We start from the raw sequence: 15,089 nt of genomic DNA on the forward strand, positions 1-15,089 counted from the left end.
GGCTGTCGCGGTCTCACCATGACGCTCCGAGGGTTTCGTCGGTATCCCGCGCTCTTGCCGGCATCCGATCGTATGCCGCCATATCCGGCTCCGCGAAAGCGGCGAGACCCAGCGAAGCGAGGATGGCTTGCCCCTCGTCGCTCTGGTGCGCGTGAAGAAGCGCATGCTTGAGTGCCAGAACCGTGTCCGACGGCAACTGCCGGGAGGCTACGAACAGCGGAAAGGGCGCGGGCTCGGTCGTCGCGACGATGCGAAGTGGCGCGATCATATCCGGCTCGTACATTTCCAGCAGTTGATACGCATAGGCATCGATTGCCCCGACATCGATCGTCCCGCTGCGGATCGCCTCCACGACGCCACGCGGATTGAGAAGCGGGCCGACCGTATTGCGCACTTCTCTTGCATAGGGTTGCGTGGAGACAAATTCTCGCGGTGCATTGTAGCCGGACTGCGAGTCCCGCACCGTCCAGCCCCATCGTGCCTTTGCGAGGTCGGTACTTTTGAATGCCGTATCTCTGGCGGCGACGATATGGCTCGCATAGACCGGCTGCCCGCCAGCCCAGTTCGCGAGCGAGATAGGTGCCACGAGCGGTATCGGCCGCTGTTCGGCGGCAAGCTTCGAGAAGGGGAAACCGCACATGAAGACAACGCCCATATCCGGCCGCTCCCAGAGCGCGGAAAGAGGTGCGGGAGCAGCGTGCGGGATCACCTCAAGCTTGACGCCGGATTGCGCACCGAGCCACGTAAAAAAGTCGTCCCAGAGCCCGGTTATCTTCGGGCTGAGATTATACATTCTCGAGCAGGCTATCGGCGGAGAGGCTGTTTCGGTCATTGCCGGTCACGCAAAACGCAGGCGCTGGCCGATATTCATCCGCTTGGCCTTGTCGACCATGGCCGCTCCGAGCGCGACATCGGTCGTGCTGAGGCCGCGATGCCAGAAGAGGATGGTCTCGTCGTCGCTCTCGCGGCCGGGCTTTGCACCGCAAACGATCTGGCCGATTTCGGCATGCAGCGTCTCCGCCGTCACCTTGCCCTCGTCCACATGCCGGCGCAATGCGCCATAGGGGCGGCCGGGGCCGCATTGCCCCCAATCGTCGACGACGACCTTGTCCATGATATCCGTCAGGTCGAATTCCAGCGCGCTCATCGTGCCGTAGGGAACGACGAAGGCGCCTTTCTTGACCCAGGAGGTCTTGAAGAGCGGCGTCGGCTCCGGCAGGCGGCTTGCCTCCACCATGATATCGGCGTCCTTCAGGCAGTCTTCCCAATTGTCCGTGACGATGATCTTCTTGCCGAGGTCCTTTTCCAGCTTGGCGGCGAAGGCATCGCGGCTTTCCGGGCGGCGGGAATGGACGCGGATTTCCTCGAAATCGAAGAGATGGTCGAGCAGGCGCACATTCCAATAGGCGGTGCCGCGCGCGCCGATATGGCCGAGCACCTTGCTGTCCTTGCGGGCCAGATGGCGGGCGCCGATGGCGGTGACGGCGCCGGTACGCATATCCGTAATCGCGGTGGCGTCGACGATCGCCTTCGGCACGCCGGTATGCGGATCGAAAAGGTTGAGCACCGCCAGTTCGGACGGCAGGCCCTGCTTGTAGTTATCGACGAAATCGCCGACCACCTTGACGCCGGCATAGCCGAGCGATTTCACATAGCCGCGCAGCACGTTGAAATGCCCCTTGTCGGAGCTTTCCGGCACGAGATGCACGCGTGGCTCGATCACCGTCTCGCCACGCCCCTGTGCATCCAGCGCCTTGCTGACGGCATCCAGGATTTCGTCATTGGTCAGCGCCAGTGCCTTGGCATCGATGGCGTTCAGATAGTCGATCCAGATTTCCTGCATTCCCGTTCTCCGGATACCGCCGCTGGCGGTCACATCGATTGCTGTAAATTGCCGGCGATGGTGCCGGACGGGAGCGCGGCGGGCTTAAAGTCCGTCGCGCTCCGAGACGATCAGGGAAGCAGACCCTTTTCCTTCAGGAAGGCTTCGGCCACGTCCTTGGGTTCCTCGTGGTCGTTCTCGACCTTGGCATTGAGGACGCGCATCGTCGCGTTGTCGAGATGTGAACCGAGCGCTTCCAGCACGTCTTTCATCTTTGGATTGGCATCCAGTGTCTGCTGGCGGACGACCGGGGCGAGGTAATAGGGCGGGAAGAGCCCCTTGTCGTCGTCAAGGGCAACCAGTCCCTTTGCGCCGATCTGCCAGTCGGTGGCGGCGCCGTTGACAACGTCGATGTCCTTTTGAGCGAGTGCATCATAGCGCAGGCCGAGCTTGGCGAACTGCTTGAATTCCTTGAATTCCGCGCTGTAGACGCGCTTCAGGCCGGGCAAACCGTCCGCACGGTCGGGAAATTCGGCGCCGCCGCCGAAGACCAGCTTGCCTGATACCTTGGCAAGGTCGGATAGCGTCTTCAGCTTGTCGGCATCGGCCGTTTCCTGGCGCACGACGATGACATAGCCATTGTTGATGCCGGTCGGCTTCAGCCAGGTGAGGTTGAACTGCTTTGTGTAGAAGTCCTTGACGTCATTATAGACCTTGTCCGGATCGGTGGACATCGTTCCCTTGACGACGGCGGAAAGCGCCGTGCCGGTATATTCCGGATAGAGGTCGATTGCACCTGTGGTGAGCGCCTGCTGGGCAATCATCGTGCCGCCGAGATTGATCTTGCGCTCGACCTGGAAGCCGGCCTTTTCAAGAAGAGCCGCATACATTTCGGCGAGGATATATTGCTCGGTGAAATTCTTGCTGCCGACCTTGATGGGCTCCGCTGCAGCGGCGGGCTGGAAGGCGGAGGTGACCATCACTGCGGCGGCAATGGCGGACAGGATCGATAATTTCATCTTCATTCCCCTCTGGTTAAATGCGGTGGATCAATATTGATATTGCTGCAAAATCAGTTTTGGTCTTTTCAATTCCCGCCCCGTCAGGCGGAGTTCCGGATCAGTTCGGATATGCGTTGGAAGTCCGGACCCTGGGCGCGATCCTCGCTGAGGGGCGGCACCTGTTCGCGAATTTGCCGATAGACCTCCCGCGTACCTGTCCCGAGTTCGTTTTCCACGCCGCGCAGCTCCACCGCCTGGGCCGAGGCGATCAGCTCGATGGCGACGAGATAGCGTAGCCGCTCGATGATCGCTTCGGTCTTTGCAAGGACACTCGGCGCCATCGATGCCTGATCCTCGACGCCATCGGCGACCGGTATGGGTGTGAGCGAGATCGGCGCGGCGAAGTGGCGAATTTCCGCCTCGAGCGCTGAGACGGTCTTCTGGACCGTGGCAAAACCAGTCCGGCTCTGGCCGAGCGGCGTCAGGAAGCGCGGCAGGTCAGACATGCCGGCGGACATGATCTTCATCGTGCGGTAAGCGGTTCCGGCCGCGCAATGCGCCAGCGCCTGGCCGAGCCGTTCCCATGCCAGCACGAAGGCTGTCATGTCGAAATTGCCATGCGACAGCATCAGGCCTTCGTCGATCAGCACGACAGGATTGTCACCGGAGCTGGCGATCTCGATCTCCGTTATCTGACGCGCCTCGCCGATGGCGTGGAGGAGGGCGCCCGAGACCTGCGGCGCGCAGCGGTAGCTCAAGGGATCCTGCAGTCGCCGCGCCGCGCCATCGGCCAGCAGGGAACTGCCAGTGAGCAGATCGCGAAGCCGTGCCGCCGCCTCGCGCTGGCCGAAGGCCGGCCGTGCCGCCAGCGCCCGGTCGTCGAAGGCGGTCACATTGGCGCGAAACGCCTCGAAATTCAGGGCGACAGCGGCAAGCGACCAGGCGAACAGCTGTTCGATGTCTTCAAGGCAAAGGCAGGCCTTGCCGACGGACAGGCTGTTGGCGACGACGATCGCGTGCCCGTCCTTCGGCGCAAGACGAAGTGGTTCGAGCCCGGCTGTCATCAGCGCCTCGCCGGCTGCCATGACAGCACCGCCGATTTCCGCTTCGCCATCGCCCAGAAGTGCTCTGCCCATATGCGCCAGCGGCGCAAGGTCGGCGGCACCGATCGAGCCGAGGGAGGGGACTATCGGGTGGAAACCGGCATTCAATGCCGCGACGAGACCCGAAAATACCGGCAGCGATACACCGGAGCCGCCAGCCGCCATTCCGGCGATCCGGACGGCCATCATGGCGCGCACGACATCTCGCGGAAGGGGAGCCCCGACGCCGACGGCCCGGGCTTGCGGCACGCGCAGCTGGAAGGCCACGAGATCGTCGGTCGCCAGACGCGTATCGACGCCCGCGCCGAGCCCGGTCGTCAGGCCGTAGACGGGTACGTCAGACGCGGTGTAGCCGTCGACGATGGCGCGCGCGGCAAGGATTTTCTGTTCGACATCGGAGGAAATCGTCACCCGGGCATTCCGCCTCGCAATAGCGGCGATGTCGTTCACCGTCGGAACTGCGCCCGTAAAAGAGACGATGTTGCCGGCGGTGGTCATCCCTGCCTGCCCTCCAGAAGAGCGAGCGGCTTTGCCCGTCCCTTGCCCGAGCGCGCTTCCAGCCGGTACTTGTCGCCGGGATAGGAGAGCAGGGCGCAGGTGACGACGGCATCGCCGGACCATGTGCGGCGGAAGACCCTGAGGCAAGGCTGATCTGGCTTCATGCCCAGCAGTTTCCTCACCGTCGTATCCGGCTTCATCGCCTCGACGAAATGCTCGAATTCGGTGATCGGCGCGACCCGCGTCAGATATTCGTTCGGGGTGATCTCATTGAAATCATTGGTGAGATAATCGGGTGCTACGACCGGATTGACATAGCGTTCCTCGACCTGGATCGGCTGATTGTCTTCCAGATGCACGATCAGCGTATGCATGACCTCGATGCCCGGCTCCAGATCGAGCGACTGGGCGACGCTGGCGTCCGCCTTGATGCGGTCGGCAATCAGCACCTTGGCGGTATGGCGATGACCACGGCTGGAAATCTCCTCGGCGATGTTCTTGATCTGCAGCAGGTCGATATCGTGGCGCTGCGAGGAAACAAAGGTGCCGAGGCCAGCGGAGCGCGTCAGCACGCCTTCGAACATCAGTTCGCGCAGTGCTCGGTTGGCGGTCATGCGGCTGACGCCGAAGGACGAGACCAGCTCGCTTTCGGAAAAGACACGATCGCCCGGCTTGAGCGTGCCTTCGGCGATCAAACCCATGATCTTTTCCTTGATGCGCAGATAATGCGGCGCGTCGCCCGCCGGTTTGGGTTTCGGTCCAGTCATGCCAACCTCGCAGTTCCATAATCGAGCGCCGTGACAGCACGCGCGGGCACTCGAGCCCGGAAGCGTATGTCGTGGCTTTCTCGCCAAATATCGAATTCCAGCCGGTCGCCGGGAAAGACGACGGCGGTGAAGCGGGCGGCGATGACGCCGACATCCGCGATGTCATTCGTGCCCAAAGTTTTCCCGATCGCATAGCCCGCATGGCCGAAAGTGCACAGACCATGCAGGATCGGGCGCTTGAAGCCTGCCAGGGCCGCATAGTCCGGATCGGAATGAAGCGGGTTGAGATCGCCGTTCAAGCGGTAGAGAAGAGCCGCATCCTCGGGCACGACGATTGCCAGGTTCGCATCCGGCTTGCGGTCGGGTAGGGGCGCCAGCGGTTCCGGCGGCGTTCCCGCCGATCCGCATCCGCCGTCGTCGCGACAGGCATTCGTCTGCACGATGGTTGCGACCGGCGTCTCCTCCGCTTGGGTGAGGATCGTTCGCTCGAACGTCGCGAACATGCCTTTTTCCGGCCCGCGATCCACGACCGACAGCATGCGTGAGTGCGATTTGAGCGGGATGTCGAGGGGAAGCGGACGATGGATCGTCAGCCGATGCTCGGAGTGAACGAGGCGCTGCCAGTTGACGCCCGCGTCCTTCATCCAGGAGCCGGCATGGGCAATGACGTTGGCGAGCGTCGGCGTGGGGCGCAGATCATGCTCCTGCAGCCGCTGCAGATGCGCCGGATCGAGAGGGGCGGCGCCATAGCCGACGGTCAGCGCGTAGAGAATGGCGTCGCGCGCCGTTACCGTCTGCCGGGCTTCCGGAATGGGAAAATCCATGAGCGCTTGCAGCGAGACGGTCATGGTCACGCTCCCGACTTGGCGGTAGGTTTGCGCACGCCGCCCGCCAGGCGAATGCCGCCATCGACGGAGAGCAATTCGCCGGTGACGAACTCCGCACCCTCGACTAGCCAGACAACCGCGCCGGCGACATCGTCGGGCATTGCGACACGTCCGAGCGGTGCTGTGCCGGAAAAGCGCGCGGCGAGCGCGTCATAGGCGTCGGTTCCGAGCGTCTGGCGCATCCAGCGGGTATCGATGACGCCGGGGCAGACGGCGTTGACGCGGATCTCCGGGCCGCAGGTGCGGGCGAGCGCCATGGTCAGCGCGTTGAGCGCGCCTTTGGAGGCGGTATAGGCAAGCGAGGTTCCGCCGCCGGTAAAGGCGACATTCGAGGAGACGTTGACGATCGCGCCGGCGCCGGTGGCACGCATAGCCGGAATGGCGGCGCGGCACATCTGGTAGGCGCCGACAACATTGACGCCGAACACTTTCTGGAAATCCTCCGCCGAAAGCGTTTCGAGATCGAAGGGATCGGATTTGACGGTAATAGCGGCATTGTTGACCAGCGCATCGAGTCGGCCCCAGCGCTCCACAGCCCTGGCCACCATCGCGCGGCAGGCGGCATTGTCCGATACGTCGGCCTGAATGAGCTCGACCTCGGTGCCGAGCGTCTCGCAGGCGGCGGCGGTCTCCTCTGCCTCGTCGCGGCTGCGGCTGTAGTTGACGACGACCCTTGCGCCCTTTTCGGCAAACATGCGGACGCAGGCAGCGCCGACGCCGGTCGCCGATCCCGTGACGATGACGACGGAGCCATCAATCTTCATGGCCGGAATCCTTCATGGCGGATGGACGAAAAAGGCGGACGTCCATCTGCCTGACCTGGTCGGCGATGGTGACACCTGACGGCAGACGGTCGATGACATGGGCTTTCAAATCGATGCCCGGTGCGACCTCCATCAGTGTCAGCCGGCCGTCGATGACGTGAAAAACGGCGCGTTCGGTGATGACGATCTGTTTTTGTCCGTTGGGTGCTGCGGCGGGATCGGAGCTTACCTGCGTAACCTTGTCGACGATCTTGCAGGAGCGGCCGTCGGCGACGATTGAGAGCTTCCCATCCTCGAGCCGGATATCAGCGCCGCCATGTGAGAACGATCCCATATAGACGACGATGCCGGCGGTTTGGGAAATGTTGGTGAAACCGCCGACGCCGACGATGGACTTTCCGAAGCGACTGACATTCACCGCCCCGCGCATATCGACCTCCGCCATTCCCAGGAAAGCGACATCAAGGCCACCGCCGTCATAGAAATCGAACTGGGAGGCTTGCGGAATGATGGCGCTCGGATTGATCGCCGCGCCGAAGGAAAGCTCCTCCGCCGGAATGCCGCCGATAACGCCGGATTCGATGGTGACGGTATAGTCGTCATAGGCTTCTTCGCTGGCGATGCGGCCAATCCCCGCCGCAATCCCGATGCCGAGATTGATCGTCGCTTGGGCGCGGCTGAGAAGTTCCTGAAAGGCGCGGCGCTGGATCACCTTGTCGACTGAAAGCGGTAGCGGGGGCAATTGGCCGGCTGCGGCCCGGAAGCGGCCGGTATAGGCGATATTATCGGTCTCGCCGAAGCTGACACCATGCTGGGCGGGATCGTCGCAGACCACGACATAGTCCACCAGCATGCCCGGAATGCGTACATCGGCGGCGCGTAGCGAGCCGCGTTCGGCGATGCGCTTCACCTGGACGATGACGATGCCGCCGGAATTCCGGCCGGCTTGCGCCATGGCGAGAACGTCGACAGGAAAGGCTTCGTCCTCCATCGTGATATTACCGTCCTCGTCGGCGGTCGTGCCGCGCAGAAGAACGCAATCGAGTGGCATCGAGGGATAGAGCAACCAGTCGCGGCCGCGCAAGGTGACCCGTTCGACCAGTTCGGTCGTCGTGCTTTCGTTCATCCGGCCGCCGCCATGTAGCGGGTCCATGAAGGAGCCGAGGCCGATATGGGTGATGACACCGGGTTGGCCGCTGGCGATGGCGCGATAGAGCTGGGCGATCACGCCCTGCGGCCAACAATAGGCATCGACCTTTTCCGCCAAAGCCAGTTCGCCGAGCCGGGGAGTGCCGCGCCAGCCGCCGGCGATGACGCGCTTGACGAGGCCTTCATATCCGAAATGGCCCATGCCGCGCGTCTTGCGGTCGCCGGCGCTGGCGGCAAACAGGAGCGTAAGATCACGAGGAACGCCTTCCGCCAGGTAACGCTCCTCGACGGCTGCCGAAATGGCCTCGGGATGGCAGCATCCTCCAAAAGCAGAAGCGGCGACGGTCATGCCGTCTTTCAAAAGAGCCGCCGCTTCATTCGAAGTGATGATCTGCATAAACGCATCCATTTAAGGGTTGGCTGTATATACAGGCACAGCGAATGAGTGTTTGCAAGGCAATAATCGGCGCTGATTAAAAATTTAGCAGCCGGTCGCGAAAGCCGGTGTGGCGTGCTGCTTGCTGGAACTCGCGGGCTGGGCTTTGCCCTTGCATATGTCGTTACTAATCAAATCCATGGTTTTTATCAAGTTACGAGGCCGAGGATTTTCAGGTCCGGCAATGCGGAGCGGTGTTCGGTGCGCGCTGGCAACACGAGACATTTAAATGCAGGTTTTTGCATATTAAATGGGCACGCCACCGGTTCGGCTAAAATTTTTGCCATCCTAGTTGCGTGGCCGTAGGTTTCGTGTAACCTGTATATACAGGTGGAACAAGAACGGGTGAGCCAGGTTGATCACTTTCGAAAATGTGACGAAGCGCTATCACGGCGATGTTGTGGCGGTGAACGAACTGTCGTTCACGGCGCCGACCGGTAAATTGACGGTGCTTGTCGGGCCGTCCGGATGCGGCAAGACAACATCGCTGCGCATGATCAATCGTCTCGTGGCCCCGAGCTCCGGCACGATCCGGCTGGGCGACGAGCCGACATCGCGGATGGACGAAGCGGTGCTTCGGCGTCGGATCGGCTATGTCATTCAGCATGCCGGCCTCTTCCCGCACCGGACGATCATCGACAATGTCGCGACGACCGCTCGCCTGAACGGTACGCCGAAGAAGCAGGCACGCGCTATCGCTCTGGAACTGCTCGAGCGTGTCGGTCTCTCGGAAAGCTTTGCGGATCGTTATCCCTGGCAGCTTTCGGGCGGACAGCAACAGCGCGTCGGCGTGGCGCGCGCGCTCGCCTCCAATCCCAAATTCATGTTGATGGACGAACCCTTCAGCGCGGTCGATCCCATCGTTCGTACGCAGCTGCAGGACGAATTCCTGCGTCTTCAGCGAGAGATGGGCAAGACCATCATCATGGTCACCCATGATATCGACGAGGCGCTGAAGCTTGGCGACCAGGTCGCCGTCCTGCGCGTCGGCGGCGAGCTTGCGCAAATCGCGACGCCGCAGGAATTGCTGACGAAACCGGCCGATGCCTTCGTCGCCAATTTCGTCGGTCGCGACCGGGGCTATCGTTTTCTGGGCTTCGTCGGCGCCAATGGACGGCTGGCTGTCAAGGCCGAGCCGACCGTGCGCCTCGGCGATGCGCCGGAAGCAGCGCGAGGCGCCGCCAAGGATCGCTGGCTGCTGGTCACCAACGAACGCGGCGAACCTCTGGGCTGGACGGAACCGGCAAGCCTGCAGGGGCCAATCCGGATGGGCGACCTCAATCTCAGCGGCACGCTCGCCTCGGCTGACGGCTCGCTGCGACAGCTTCTCGACGCGGCTTTGAGCTCGCCTAGCCGGCGCGGCGTCGTCGTCGACGACAAGGGCCAGCTGATGGGCTCCATCGGGGTTGCGGATCTGGTTGCGCTGCTGGATGGATCGGAAGATCCGGCTGCTCCGGTGAAGGGAGCGGACCATGCGGTTTGACTGGCTGCTCCGTGAGTCCGGGAATATTGCCAACCTGTTCTGGTGGCATGTCGGTCTTTCCGTTATTCCCGTCATCGCCGCCCTCATCCTTTCGCTGCCGCTCGGATGGCTGGCGCATAAGAGCGGGCTGTTCAAATCGGCGATCCTCGGGGTTGCGGGCCTGCTCTACACCATCCCGTCGCTGGCGCTCTTCGTCCTTCTGCCTCTGGTGCTGCACACGAAAATCCTCGATCCGCTGAATGTGGTCGTCGCCTTGACGGTCTATTCGCTGGCCCTGCTCGTACGTACCGTCAGCGATGGCCTCGGCGCCGTGCCCCCGGATACGCTGCAGGCTGCCACCGCCATGGGGTATCGGTCTCTACAGCGATTTTTCCTGGTCGAGTTGCCGATCGCCGTGCCTGTCATCGCGGCAGGTCTGCGCGTGGCGCTCGTCTCCAATGTCAGCATTGTTTCCGTCGCTGCCTTGATCGGGACGCCGCAGCTCGGACTGCTATTCACGCAAGGTCTTCAGCTCCGGTTCGTCACGCCGCTGATCGCCGGCATCGTGCTCTGCCTGCTGCTGGCTGTCGTCCTCGATGGTCTCGTCATCCTGCTCAATCGCTGGCTGACACCCTGGCGTCCGAGAAAGGTGTGAGCTCATGATCGACTGGTTTCTCAATCCAGCGCAGTGGCACGGTTCAGAGGGTATCCCGACCCTTCTCGCCCAGCACCTGCAATATAGTTTCATCTCGCTTTTCATCGCTGCGCTCATCGGCCTGCCTGCCGGCCTCTATGTCGGGCATACCGGCAAGGGAACCTTCCTGATCGCCGGCCTGGCGAACGCCACGCGCGCCTTGCCGAGCCTCGGCCTGATCGTCCTGCTCGTTATTCTCGTCGGGCCCTATTTCAAATCGGACCTGGCCTATCTGGTACCGAGCATCGCCGTCCTGGTGCTGATTGCGGTGCCGCCGATCATGATGGGCGCCTATTCAGGCATCACCTCGGTGGATGCGGCGGCCGTCGATGCGGCCAGGGGCATGGGTTACCGGCCGCTCGCCTTGCTGCTCACCGTCGAGCTTCCCTGTGCATTGCCGCTGATCTTTTCGGGCTTCCGCAGTGCGGCTTTGCAGGTGATTTCGACAGCGACAATCGCCGCCTACGTCTCGCTTGGCGGCCTCGGCCGGCTCATCATCGATGGCCGCGCCCAAAATGACTACATGCAGATGGCCGCCGGCGCCGTTCTTGTGGGTGTTCTCGCCCTGATCGTCGACCTGTTCTTCGGCCTCACATCCAGGATCGCAGTCTCGCCCGGCTTGACGCGCCGGACTGTGAAGGGCGCCGCCATCCGGCGCCAGCTTACAAACGAAAAATAACGGAACAGCTAGGAAGAACGATAATGATAAAGCGAAACATGCTTGCACTCGGCGCTATCGCCATTTCTGCCCTTCTTGCGGTCGCTCCGCTCGCGCGGGCCGAAGACCCCTTGTCCTCGAGCACGCCGCGCTCGGATGCGGATACGATCATTGTCGGATCCGCGGACTTCCCGGAAAGCCAGCTCCTTGCCAAGATCTATGCGCTGGCGCTCGCCGCCAAGGGCATGAAGGTGGACACGAAGCTCAATATTGGCAGCCGCGAAGTCTATATGCCGGCGTTGCTCGACGGTTCGATCGACCTTCTTCCCGAATATGCAGGCGCCACGCTGAGTTATCTCGACAAGAACGCGACCGCGCATGCTCCGAAGGATGTCGTTGAGGCGCTCGGCAAGGTGCTGCCGAAGGGCGTGTCGATGCTGACCGCATCCGATGCCCAGGATTCGGACGTGCTGGCCGTCACCGAGGAGACCGCCAAGAAATACTCCCTGACGTCGATCGAGGATCTGAAGCCGGTCGCCGGCGAACTCATCCTCGGCGGCCCGCCGGAATGGAAGACCCGCAAGGAAGGCGTCGTTGGCCTGAAGGAAGTCTACGGCCTGGAATTCAAGGATTTCAAAACCCTTGACGTCGCTGGTCCGCTGACCCTCTCGGCTCTGACCAATGGCCAGGTCCATGCGGCTGACATGACCTCGACCGATCCGGCGATGAAGGCGAGCAAGCTCGTTGCGCTGAAGGACACGAAGAACCTGTTCCCGGCGCAGAACATCCTGCCGATCATCGCCACCAGCAAGGTCAGCGATAAGGTCACCGCGACGCTCAACGCTGTCTCCGCCGCGCTGACGACCGAGGACCTGATCGAGATGAACGGTCGCCTGGCCAATCAGGAAAGCTTCGAGACCGTTGCCGGCGATTGGCTGGCGAAGAACAAGCTGAACTAATCGATATCACGGCGGCCGAGCTCATGTTCGGCCGCCGACACCTGGACAGAGGAAAGTTGAGAAGCCGCTTGTCTCCAGACGGAGAAGGCTGGCGTCCGTCCAGGGAGGGCGGAAATGGAACATAGCGATCAATCGTCACACGCCTCCACCACCGTCACGCTCGGCACTGCGCCGACCACGATCGAGGAGATCGCAGCGATCGCGATGGGAGCAAAGGTGGCACTTTGCCCCGATGCCATCGCCGGCATGAGCAGGGTCCAGCAACATCTTCTCAAGGCGATCAGGAATAACGTGCCGATCTACGGCCTGACGACCGGGGTGGGCGATCTCTACACCGTCAAACTCAAGCCCGAAGACATGTCCCAGATGCAGCTCAACACGCTGCTCAGTCATGCGAGCGGCATGGGTACGCCGCTTGATCCGCCGGCCGTGCGCGCCATCATGGCGACGATGATCAAGGCGCTCTTGCAGGGCTGCAGCGGCGTCAGTGCCGGGCTGGTGCAGACCATGAGCGAGATGCTCAATCGCGGCGTCACCCCTTGGTCGCCTGCGAAAGGTTCGGTCGGCTATCTGATCGCCACCTCGCATATCGGTCTCGTCATTTTCGGCGAGGGGCGTGCCTGGTACGAAGGCGAGCTGCTTTCCGGACGCGAGGCGATGACCCGCGCCGGTATTGCCATCAAGGCTCCCGGTCCCCGCGAAGGTCATGCGTTGATCAGCGGCACCTACGAGATTACCGGCATCGGCGCGCTTGCCGTCCATCAGGCCGAGCAACTGGTGGCGATTGCCGATATCGCCGGCGCCATGAGCCTGGAAGCGCTGAAAGGCAACAGCCGGGGCTATGACGAACGCCTGCAGCGGATGCGGCCGCACCCCGGACAGGTCGCGACGGCAAGCCGGCTGCGAAGCCTGCTGTCGGATAGCGAGGTACTGGCGAAGCATCGCGATCATCGCCTTCAGGACGCACTTAGCCTGCGCTGCATTCCGCAGGTCCATGGCGGCGTGCGCGACGCGCTCGCCTATTGCCGCGATGTCCTGACCATCGAGATCAATTCGGTGACAGACAATCCCGTTTTTGTCATCGAAGACGATGAACTCGTGCCTCTGCCCGGCGGCAATGGCCATGGTGCGCCGACGGCGCTCGCGCTGGATGTGCTGGCGATCGCCATCGCCCATGTGAGCAGCATGTCGCAGGCAAGGTCGGACCGCCTGAACAATGGCCATATCAGCGAGCTGCCGCCTTTCCTCATGGGCGCGAGCGGCGCCAATTCCGGCTTCATGATCCCGCCCTACGCGGCAGCGGCCATTGCCGGCGACAATCGCAGCCTTGCTGCACCGGCTTCGGTCCATACGGTAACCACCTGCGCCAGCCAGGAAGACCATGTGAGCATGGGCGTCTCCGCCGCAATGCAGGCGCGCACGGCGGCCGACAATCTCGCCGATGTCTTGACGATCGAGCTCATCTGCGCCGCCCAGGGGCTGGAATTCCATCAGCCGTTGCGGCCGGGGAAGGGTACGGGCGCCGCCTATGACGCGATCCGGCATGTCGTTCCGCCGCGCGACAGCGACCGCGCCATGTATCCGGAACTGCAGGCCGTCCGTGACATCATTGACAACGGCACCATCGCGAGGGCCGTCGACCGTGCCCTCGCAGTCAACGTTTAAGAGCTTGGAGACTTCCGTGACCGAAGCAACGCAGGCCGTACGGCCGCTGGATGGAATAAAGGTGCTGGATCTGGCGCGCGTGCTTGCGGGGCCTCTGTGCTCGGCCATGCTGGGCGATCTCGGTGCGACCGTAACCAAGATTGAAATTCCCGATCATGGCGATGATTCCCGTGCCTTTTCCCCGCATGTCGGCGGAGAGAGCAGCTATTTCATGCTGGTCAATCGCGGCAAGAAAAGCGTCACGCTCGATCTGAAATCGGATGAGGGCCGCGAACTGCTGCTCGGACTGATCAAGCAGGCCGATATTCTCGTCGAGAATTTCCGGCCGGGCGTCACGGCGCGTCTGGGCATCGACTACGAGGCCGTAAAAGCGCTCAATCCGCGCCTGATCTATGTCAGCATTTCCGGCTTCGGCCAGGACGGGCCGCTTGCGCATCGCGCCGCCTACGATCATGTCGTCCAGGCGATGGGCGGCATCATGACCGTCACCGGCTGGCCGGACGGCCCACCGACGCGGGTGGGCGATGCGATCGGCGATGTTGTTGCCGGCATCTACGGCTCCTGGGGCGCGCTTGCGGCGCTGCTTCAGCGCGATCGCACCGGCAAGGGTCAGCATGTCGATGTCGCCATGCTCGATTCCATTATGTCCCTGCAGATGGTCTCACTGTCACAGATCACCGGCGGCAAGGGCGTACCCGGCCGCGTCGGCAATGCGCATCCGATCAGCGCGCCGATGGATTCCTATCAGGCGACCGATGGCTATGTTGTCATCGCCGTTGCCAATGATGCGCTCTTTGCCCGATTGGCGCGGGCGCTTGGCAATCCGAGCCTGACCGAGGATGCTCGCTTCAAGACGGATCCGGATCGGCAAGGCCATCAGGAGGAGCTGCGATCCGTCATCGAGGCTTGGACGCGCACGCGCTCGACGGAGGAGGTGACGCAGCTGCTCGACGAGGCGGGTGTCCCGGCCGCGCCGATCTACGATCTCGCCCAGGCGCTCGCCACGCCGCATGCGCAACACCGCCAGCTGTTGCATACCGTGCAGCATCGCAACGCCGGTGAATTCCAGGTGATGCCGCAGCCGGTCCGCTTCAGCGGCATGGCTTCGGGTGGGAATTATGTCGCCCCGACCCTCGGGCAGCATACGGATGCGGTCTTGAGCGATGAGCTGGGGCTGGACGGCCCCGACATCGAAAATCTCCGGCTGCGGGGAGTCATCTGACC

The 15,089-nt window shown here is 62.6% G+C and carries 14 protein-coding genes; 6 read left to right on the forward strand and 8 right to left on the reverse strand.

Translation table 11 applies throughout. From position 1 onward, the window contains the following. Positions 1–13: 13 nt before the first annotated feature. The 8 genes from AB6803_RS21910 to AB6803_RS21945 all read right to left on the reverse strand — a co-directional run bounded on the left by AB6803_RS21910 (position 14) and on the right by AB6803_RS21945 (position 8,388). On the reverse strand, positions 14–793 hold the full coding sequence (locus AB6803_RS21910) for a phosphate/phosphite/phosphonate ABC transporter substrate-binding protein (protein WP_371110871.1): 780 nt from the start codon (positions 791–793) through the stop codon (positions 14–16). A gap of 45 nt (positions 794–838) precedes the next feature. Beyond that, positions 839–1,843: an ornithine cyclodeaminase family protein gene (locus AB6803_RS21915; protein ID WP_371110872.1), complete on the reverse strand. Its 1,005-nt coding sequence runs from the start codon at positions 1,841–1,843 to the stop codon at positions 839–841. Between the two features lie 110 nt (positions 1,844–1,953). Next, positions 1,954–2,802, reverse strand: coding sequence for a glycine betaine ABC transporter substrate-binding protein (locus AB6803_RS21920; protein ID WP_371111140.1), 849 nt, complete (start codon positions 2,800–2,802; stop codon positions 1,954–1,956). A 122-nt stretch (positions 2,803–2,924) separates the two neighbouring features. Further along, positions 2,925–4,424: a histidine ammonia-lyase gene (hutH, locus tag AB6803_RS21925; protein ID WP_371110873.1), complete on the reverse strand. Its 1,500-nt coding sequence runs from the start codon at positions 4,422–4,424 to the stop codon at positions 2,925–2,927. Further along, on the reverse strand, positions 4,421–5,191 hold the full coding sequence (hutC, locus tag AB6803_RS21930) for a histidine utilization repressor (RefSeq protein WP_371110874.1): 771 nt from the start codon (positions 5,189–5,191) through the stop codon (positions 4,421–4,423). The genes hutH (AB6803_RS21925) and hutC overlap by 4 nt, the downstream gene beginning before the upstream one ends. Next, a complete protein-coding gene (locus AB6803_RS21935; RefSeq protein ID WP_371110875.1) occupies positions 5,188–6,039 on the reverse strand; it encodes a MaoC/PaaZ C-terminal domain-containing protein in 852 nt (283 codons plus the stop codon). Before AB6803_RS21935 ends, hutC begins: the two co-directional genes overlap by 4 nt. 2 nt (positions 6,040–6,041) lie before the next feature. Next, positions 6,042–6,842, reverse strand: coding sequence for an SDR family NAD(P)-dependent oxidoreductase (locus AB6803_RS21940; protein ID WP_371110876.1), 801 nt, complete (start codon positions 6,840–6,842; stop codon positions 6,042–6,044). Further along, a complete protein-coding gene (locus AB6803_RS21945) occupies positions 6,832–8,388 on the reverse strand; it encodes an acyl CoA:acetate/3-ketoacid CoA transferase (protein ID WP_371110877.1) in 1,557 nt (518 codons plus the stop codon). Before AB6803_RS21945 ends, AB6803_RS21940 begins: the two co-directional genes overlap by 11 nt. A 394-nt stretch (positions 8,389–8,782) precedes the next feature. Between AB6803_RS21945 and AB6803_RS21950 the strand changes: the two genes are divergently transcribed. The 6 genes from AB6803_RS21950 to AB6803_RS21975 all read left to right on the forward strand — a co-directional run bounded on the left by AB6803_RS21950 (position 8,783) and on the right by AB6803_RS21975 (position 15,087). Continuing rightward, positions 8,783–9,910 carry an ABC transporter ATP-binding protein gene (locus AB6803_RS21950; protein WP_371110878.1) on the forward strand — a complete coding sequence of 376 codons (1,128 nt, stop codon included), beginning with the start codon at positions 8,783–8,785 and terminating at the stop codon, positions 9,908–9,910. Then, on the forward strand, positions 9,900–10,544 hold the full coding sequence (locus AB6803_RS21955; RefSeq protein WP_007697385.1) for an ABC transporter permease: 645 nt from the start codon (positions 9,900–9,902) through the stop codon (positions 10,542–10,544). Before AB6803_RS21950 ends, AB6803_RS21955 begins: the two co-directional genes overlap by 11 nt. 4 nt (positions 10,545–10,548) lie before the next feature. Then, on the forward strand, positions 10,549–11,262 hold the full coding sequence (locus AB6803_RS21960) for an ABC transporter permease (protein ID WP_371110879.1): 714 nt from the start codon (positions 10,549–10,551) through the stop codon (positions 11,260–11,262). 23 nt (positions 11,263–11,285) lie between these two features. Next, positions 11,286–12,200, forward strand: a complete 915-nt coding sequence (locus AB6803_RS21965; RefSeq protein ID WP_371110880.1) for an ABC transporter substrate-binding protein — start codon at positions 11,286–11,288, stop codon at positions 12,198–12,200. A gap of 114 nt (positions 12,201–12,314) precedes the next feature. Beyond that, positions 12,315–13,865 (forward strand): histidine ammonia-lyase, encoded by a 1,551-nt coding sequence (hutH, locus tag AB6803_RS21970; RefSeq protein ID WP_371110881.1) that lies wholly within the window; start codon positions 12,315–12,317, stop codon positions 13,863–13,865. A gap of 16 nt (positions 13,866–13,881) precedes the next feature. Further along, entirely contained in the window at positions 13,882–15,087 is a 1,206-nt protein-coding gene (locus AB6803_RS21975; RefSeq protein ID WP_371110882.1) for a CaiB/BaiF CoA transferase family protein, read from the forward strand. Positions 15,088–15,089 lie beyond the last annotated feature (2 nt).

The organism is Rhizobium sp. RCC_161_2, assembly GCF_041355235.1.
GTDB lineage: Bacteria > Pseudomonadota > Alphaproteobacteria > Rhizobiales > Rhizobiaceae > Rhizobium.

Excerpts from the sequence above, each read along its gene's own strand:
- AB6803_RS21910 (WP_371110871.1), bottom strand. The coding sequence starts at position 793 with ATGTATAATCTCAGCCCGAAGATAACCGGGCTCTGGGACGACTTTTTT.
- AB6803_RS21915 (WP_371110872.1), bottom strand. The coding sequence starts at position 1,843 with ATGCAGGAAATCTGGATCGACTATCTGAACGCCATCGATGCCAAGGCA.
- AB6803_RS21920 (WP_371111140.1), bottom strand. The coding sequence starts at position 2,802 with ATGGTCACCTCCGCCTTCCAGCCCGCCGCTGCAGCGGAGCCCATCAAG.
- hutH (WP_371110873.1), bottom strand. The coding sequence starts at position 4,424 with ATGACCACCGCCGGCAACATCGTCTCTTTTACGGGCGCAGTTCCGACG.
- hutC (WP_371110874.1), bottom strand. The coding sequence starts at position 5,191 with ATGACTGGACCGAAACCCAAACCGGCGGGCGACGCGCCGCATTATCTG.
- AB6803_RS21935 (WP_371110875.1), bottom strand. The coding sequence starts at position 6,039 with ATGACCGTCTCGCTGCAAGCGCTCATGGATTTTCCCATTCCGGAAGCC.
- AB6803_RS21940 (WP_371110876.1), bottom strand. The coding sequence starts at position 6,842 with ATGAAGATTGATGGCTCCGTCGTCATCGTCACGGGATCGGCGACCGGC.
- AB6803_RS21945 (WP_371110877.1), bottom strand. The coding sequence starts at position 8,388 with ATGCAGATCATCACTTCGAATGAAGCGGCGGCTCTTTTGAAAGACGGC.
- AB6803_RS21955 (WP_007697385.1), top strand. The coding sequence starts at position 9,900 with ATGCGGTTTGACTGGCTGCTCCGTGAGTCCGGGAATATTGCCAACCTG.
- AB6803_RS21960 (WP_371110879.1), top strand. The coding sequence starts at position 10,549 with ATGATCGACTGGTTTCTCAATCCAGCGCAGTGGCACGGTTCAGAGGGT.
- AB6803_RS21965 (WP_371110880.1), top strand. The coding sequence starts at position 11,286 with ATGATAAAGCGAAACATGCTTGCACTCGGCGCTATCGCCATTTCTGCC.
- hutH (WP_371110881.1), top strand. The coding sequence starts at position 12,315 with ATGGAACATAGCGATCAATCGTCACACGCCTCCACCACCGTCACGCTC.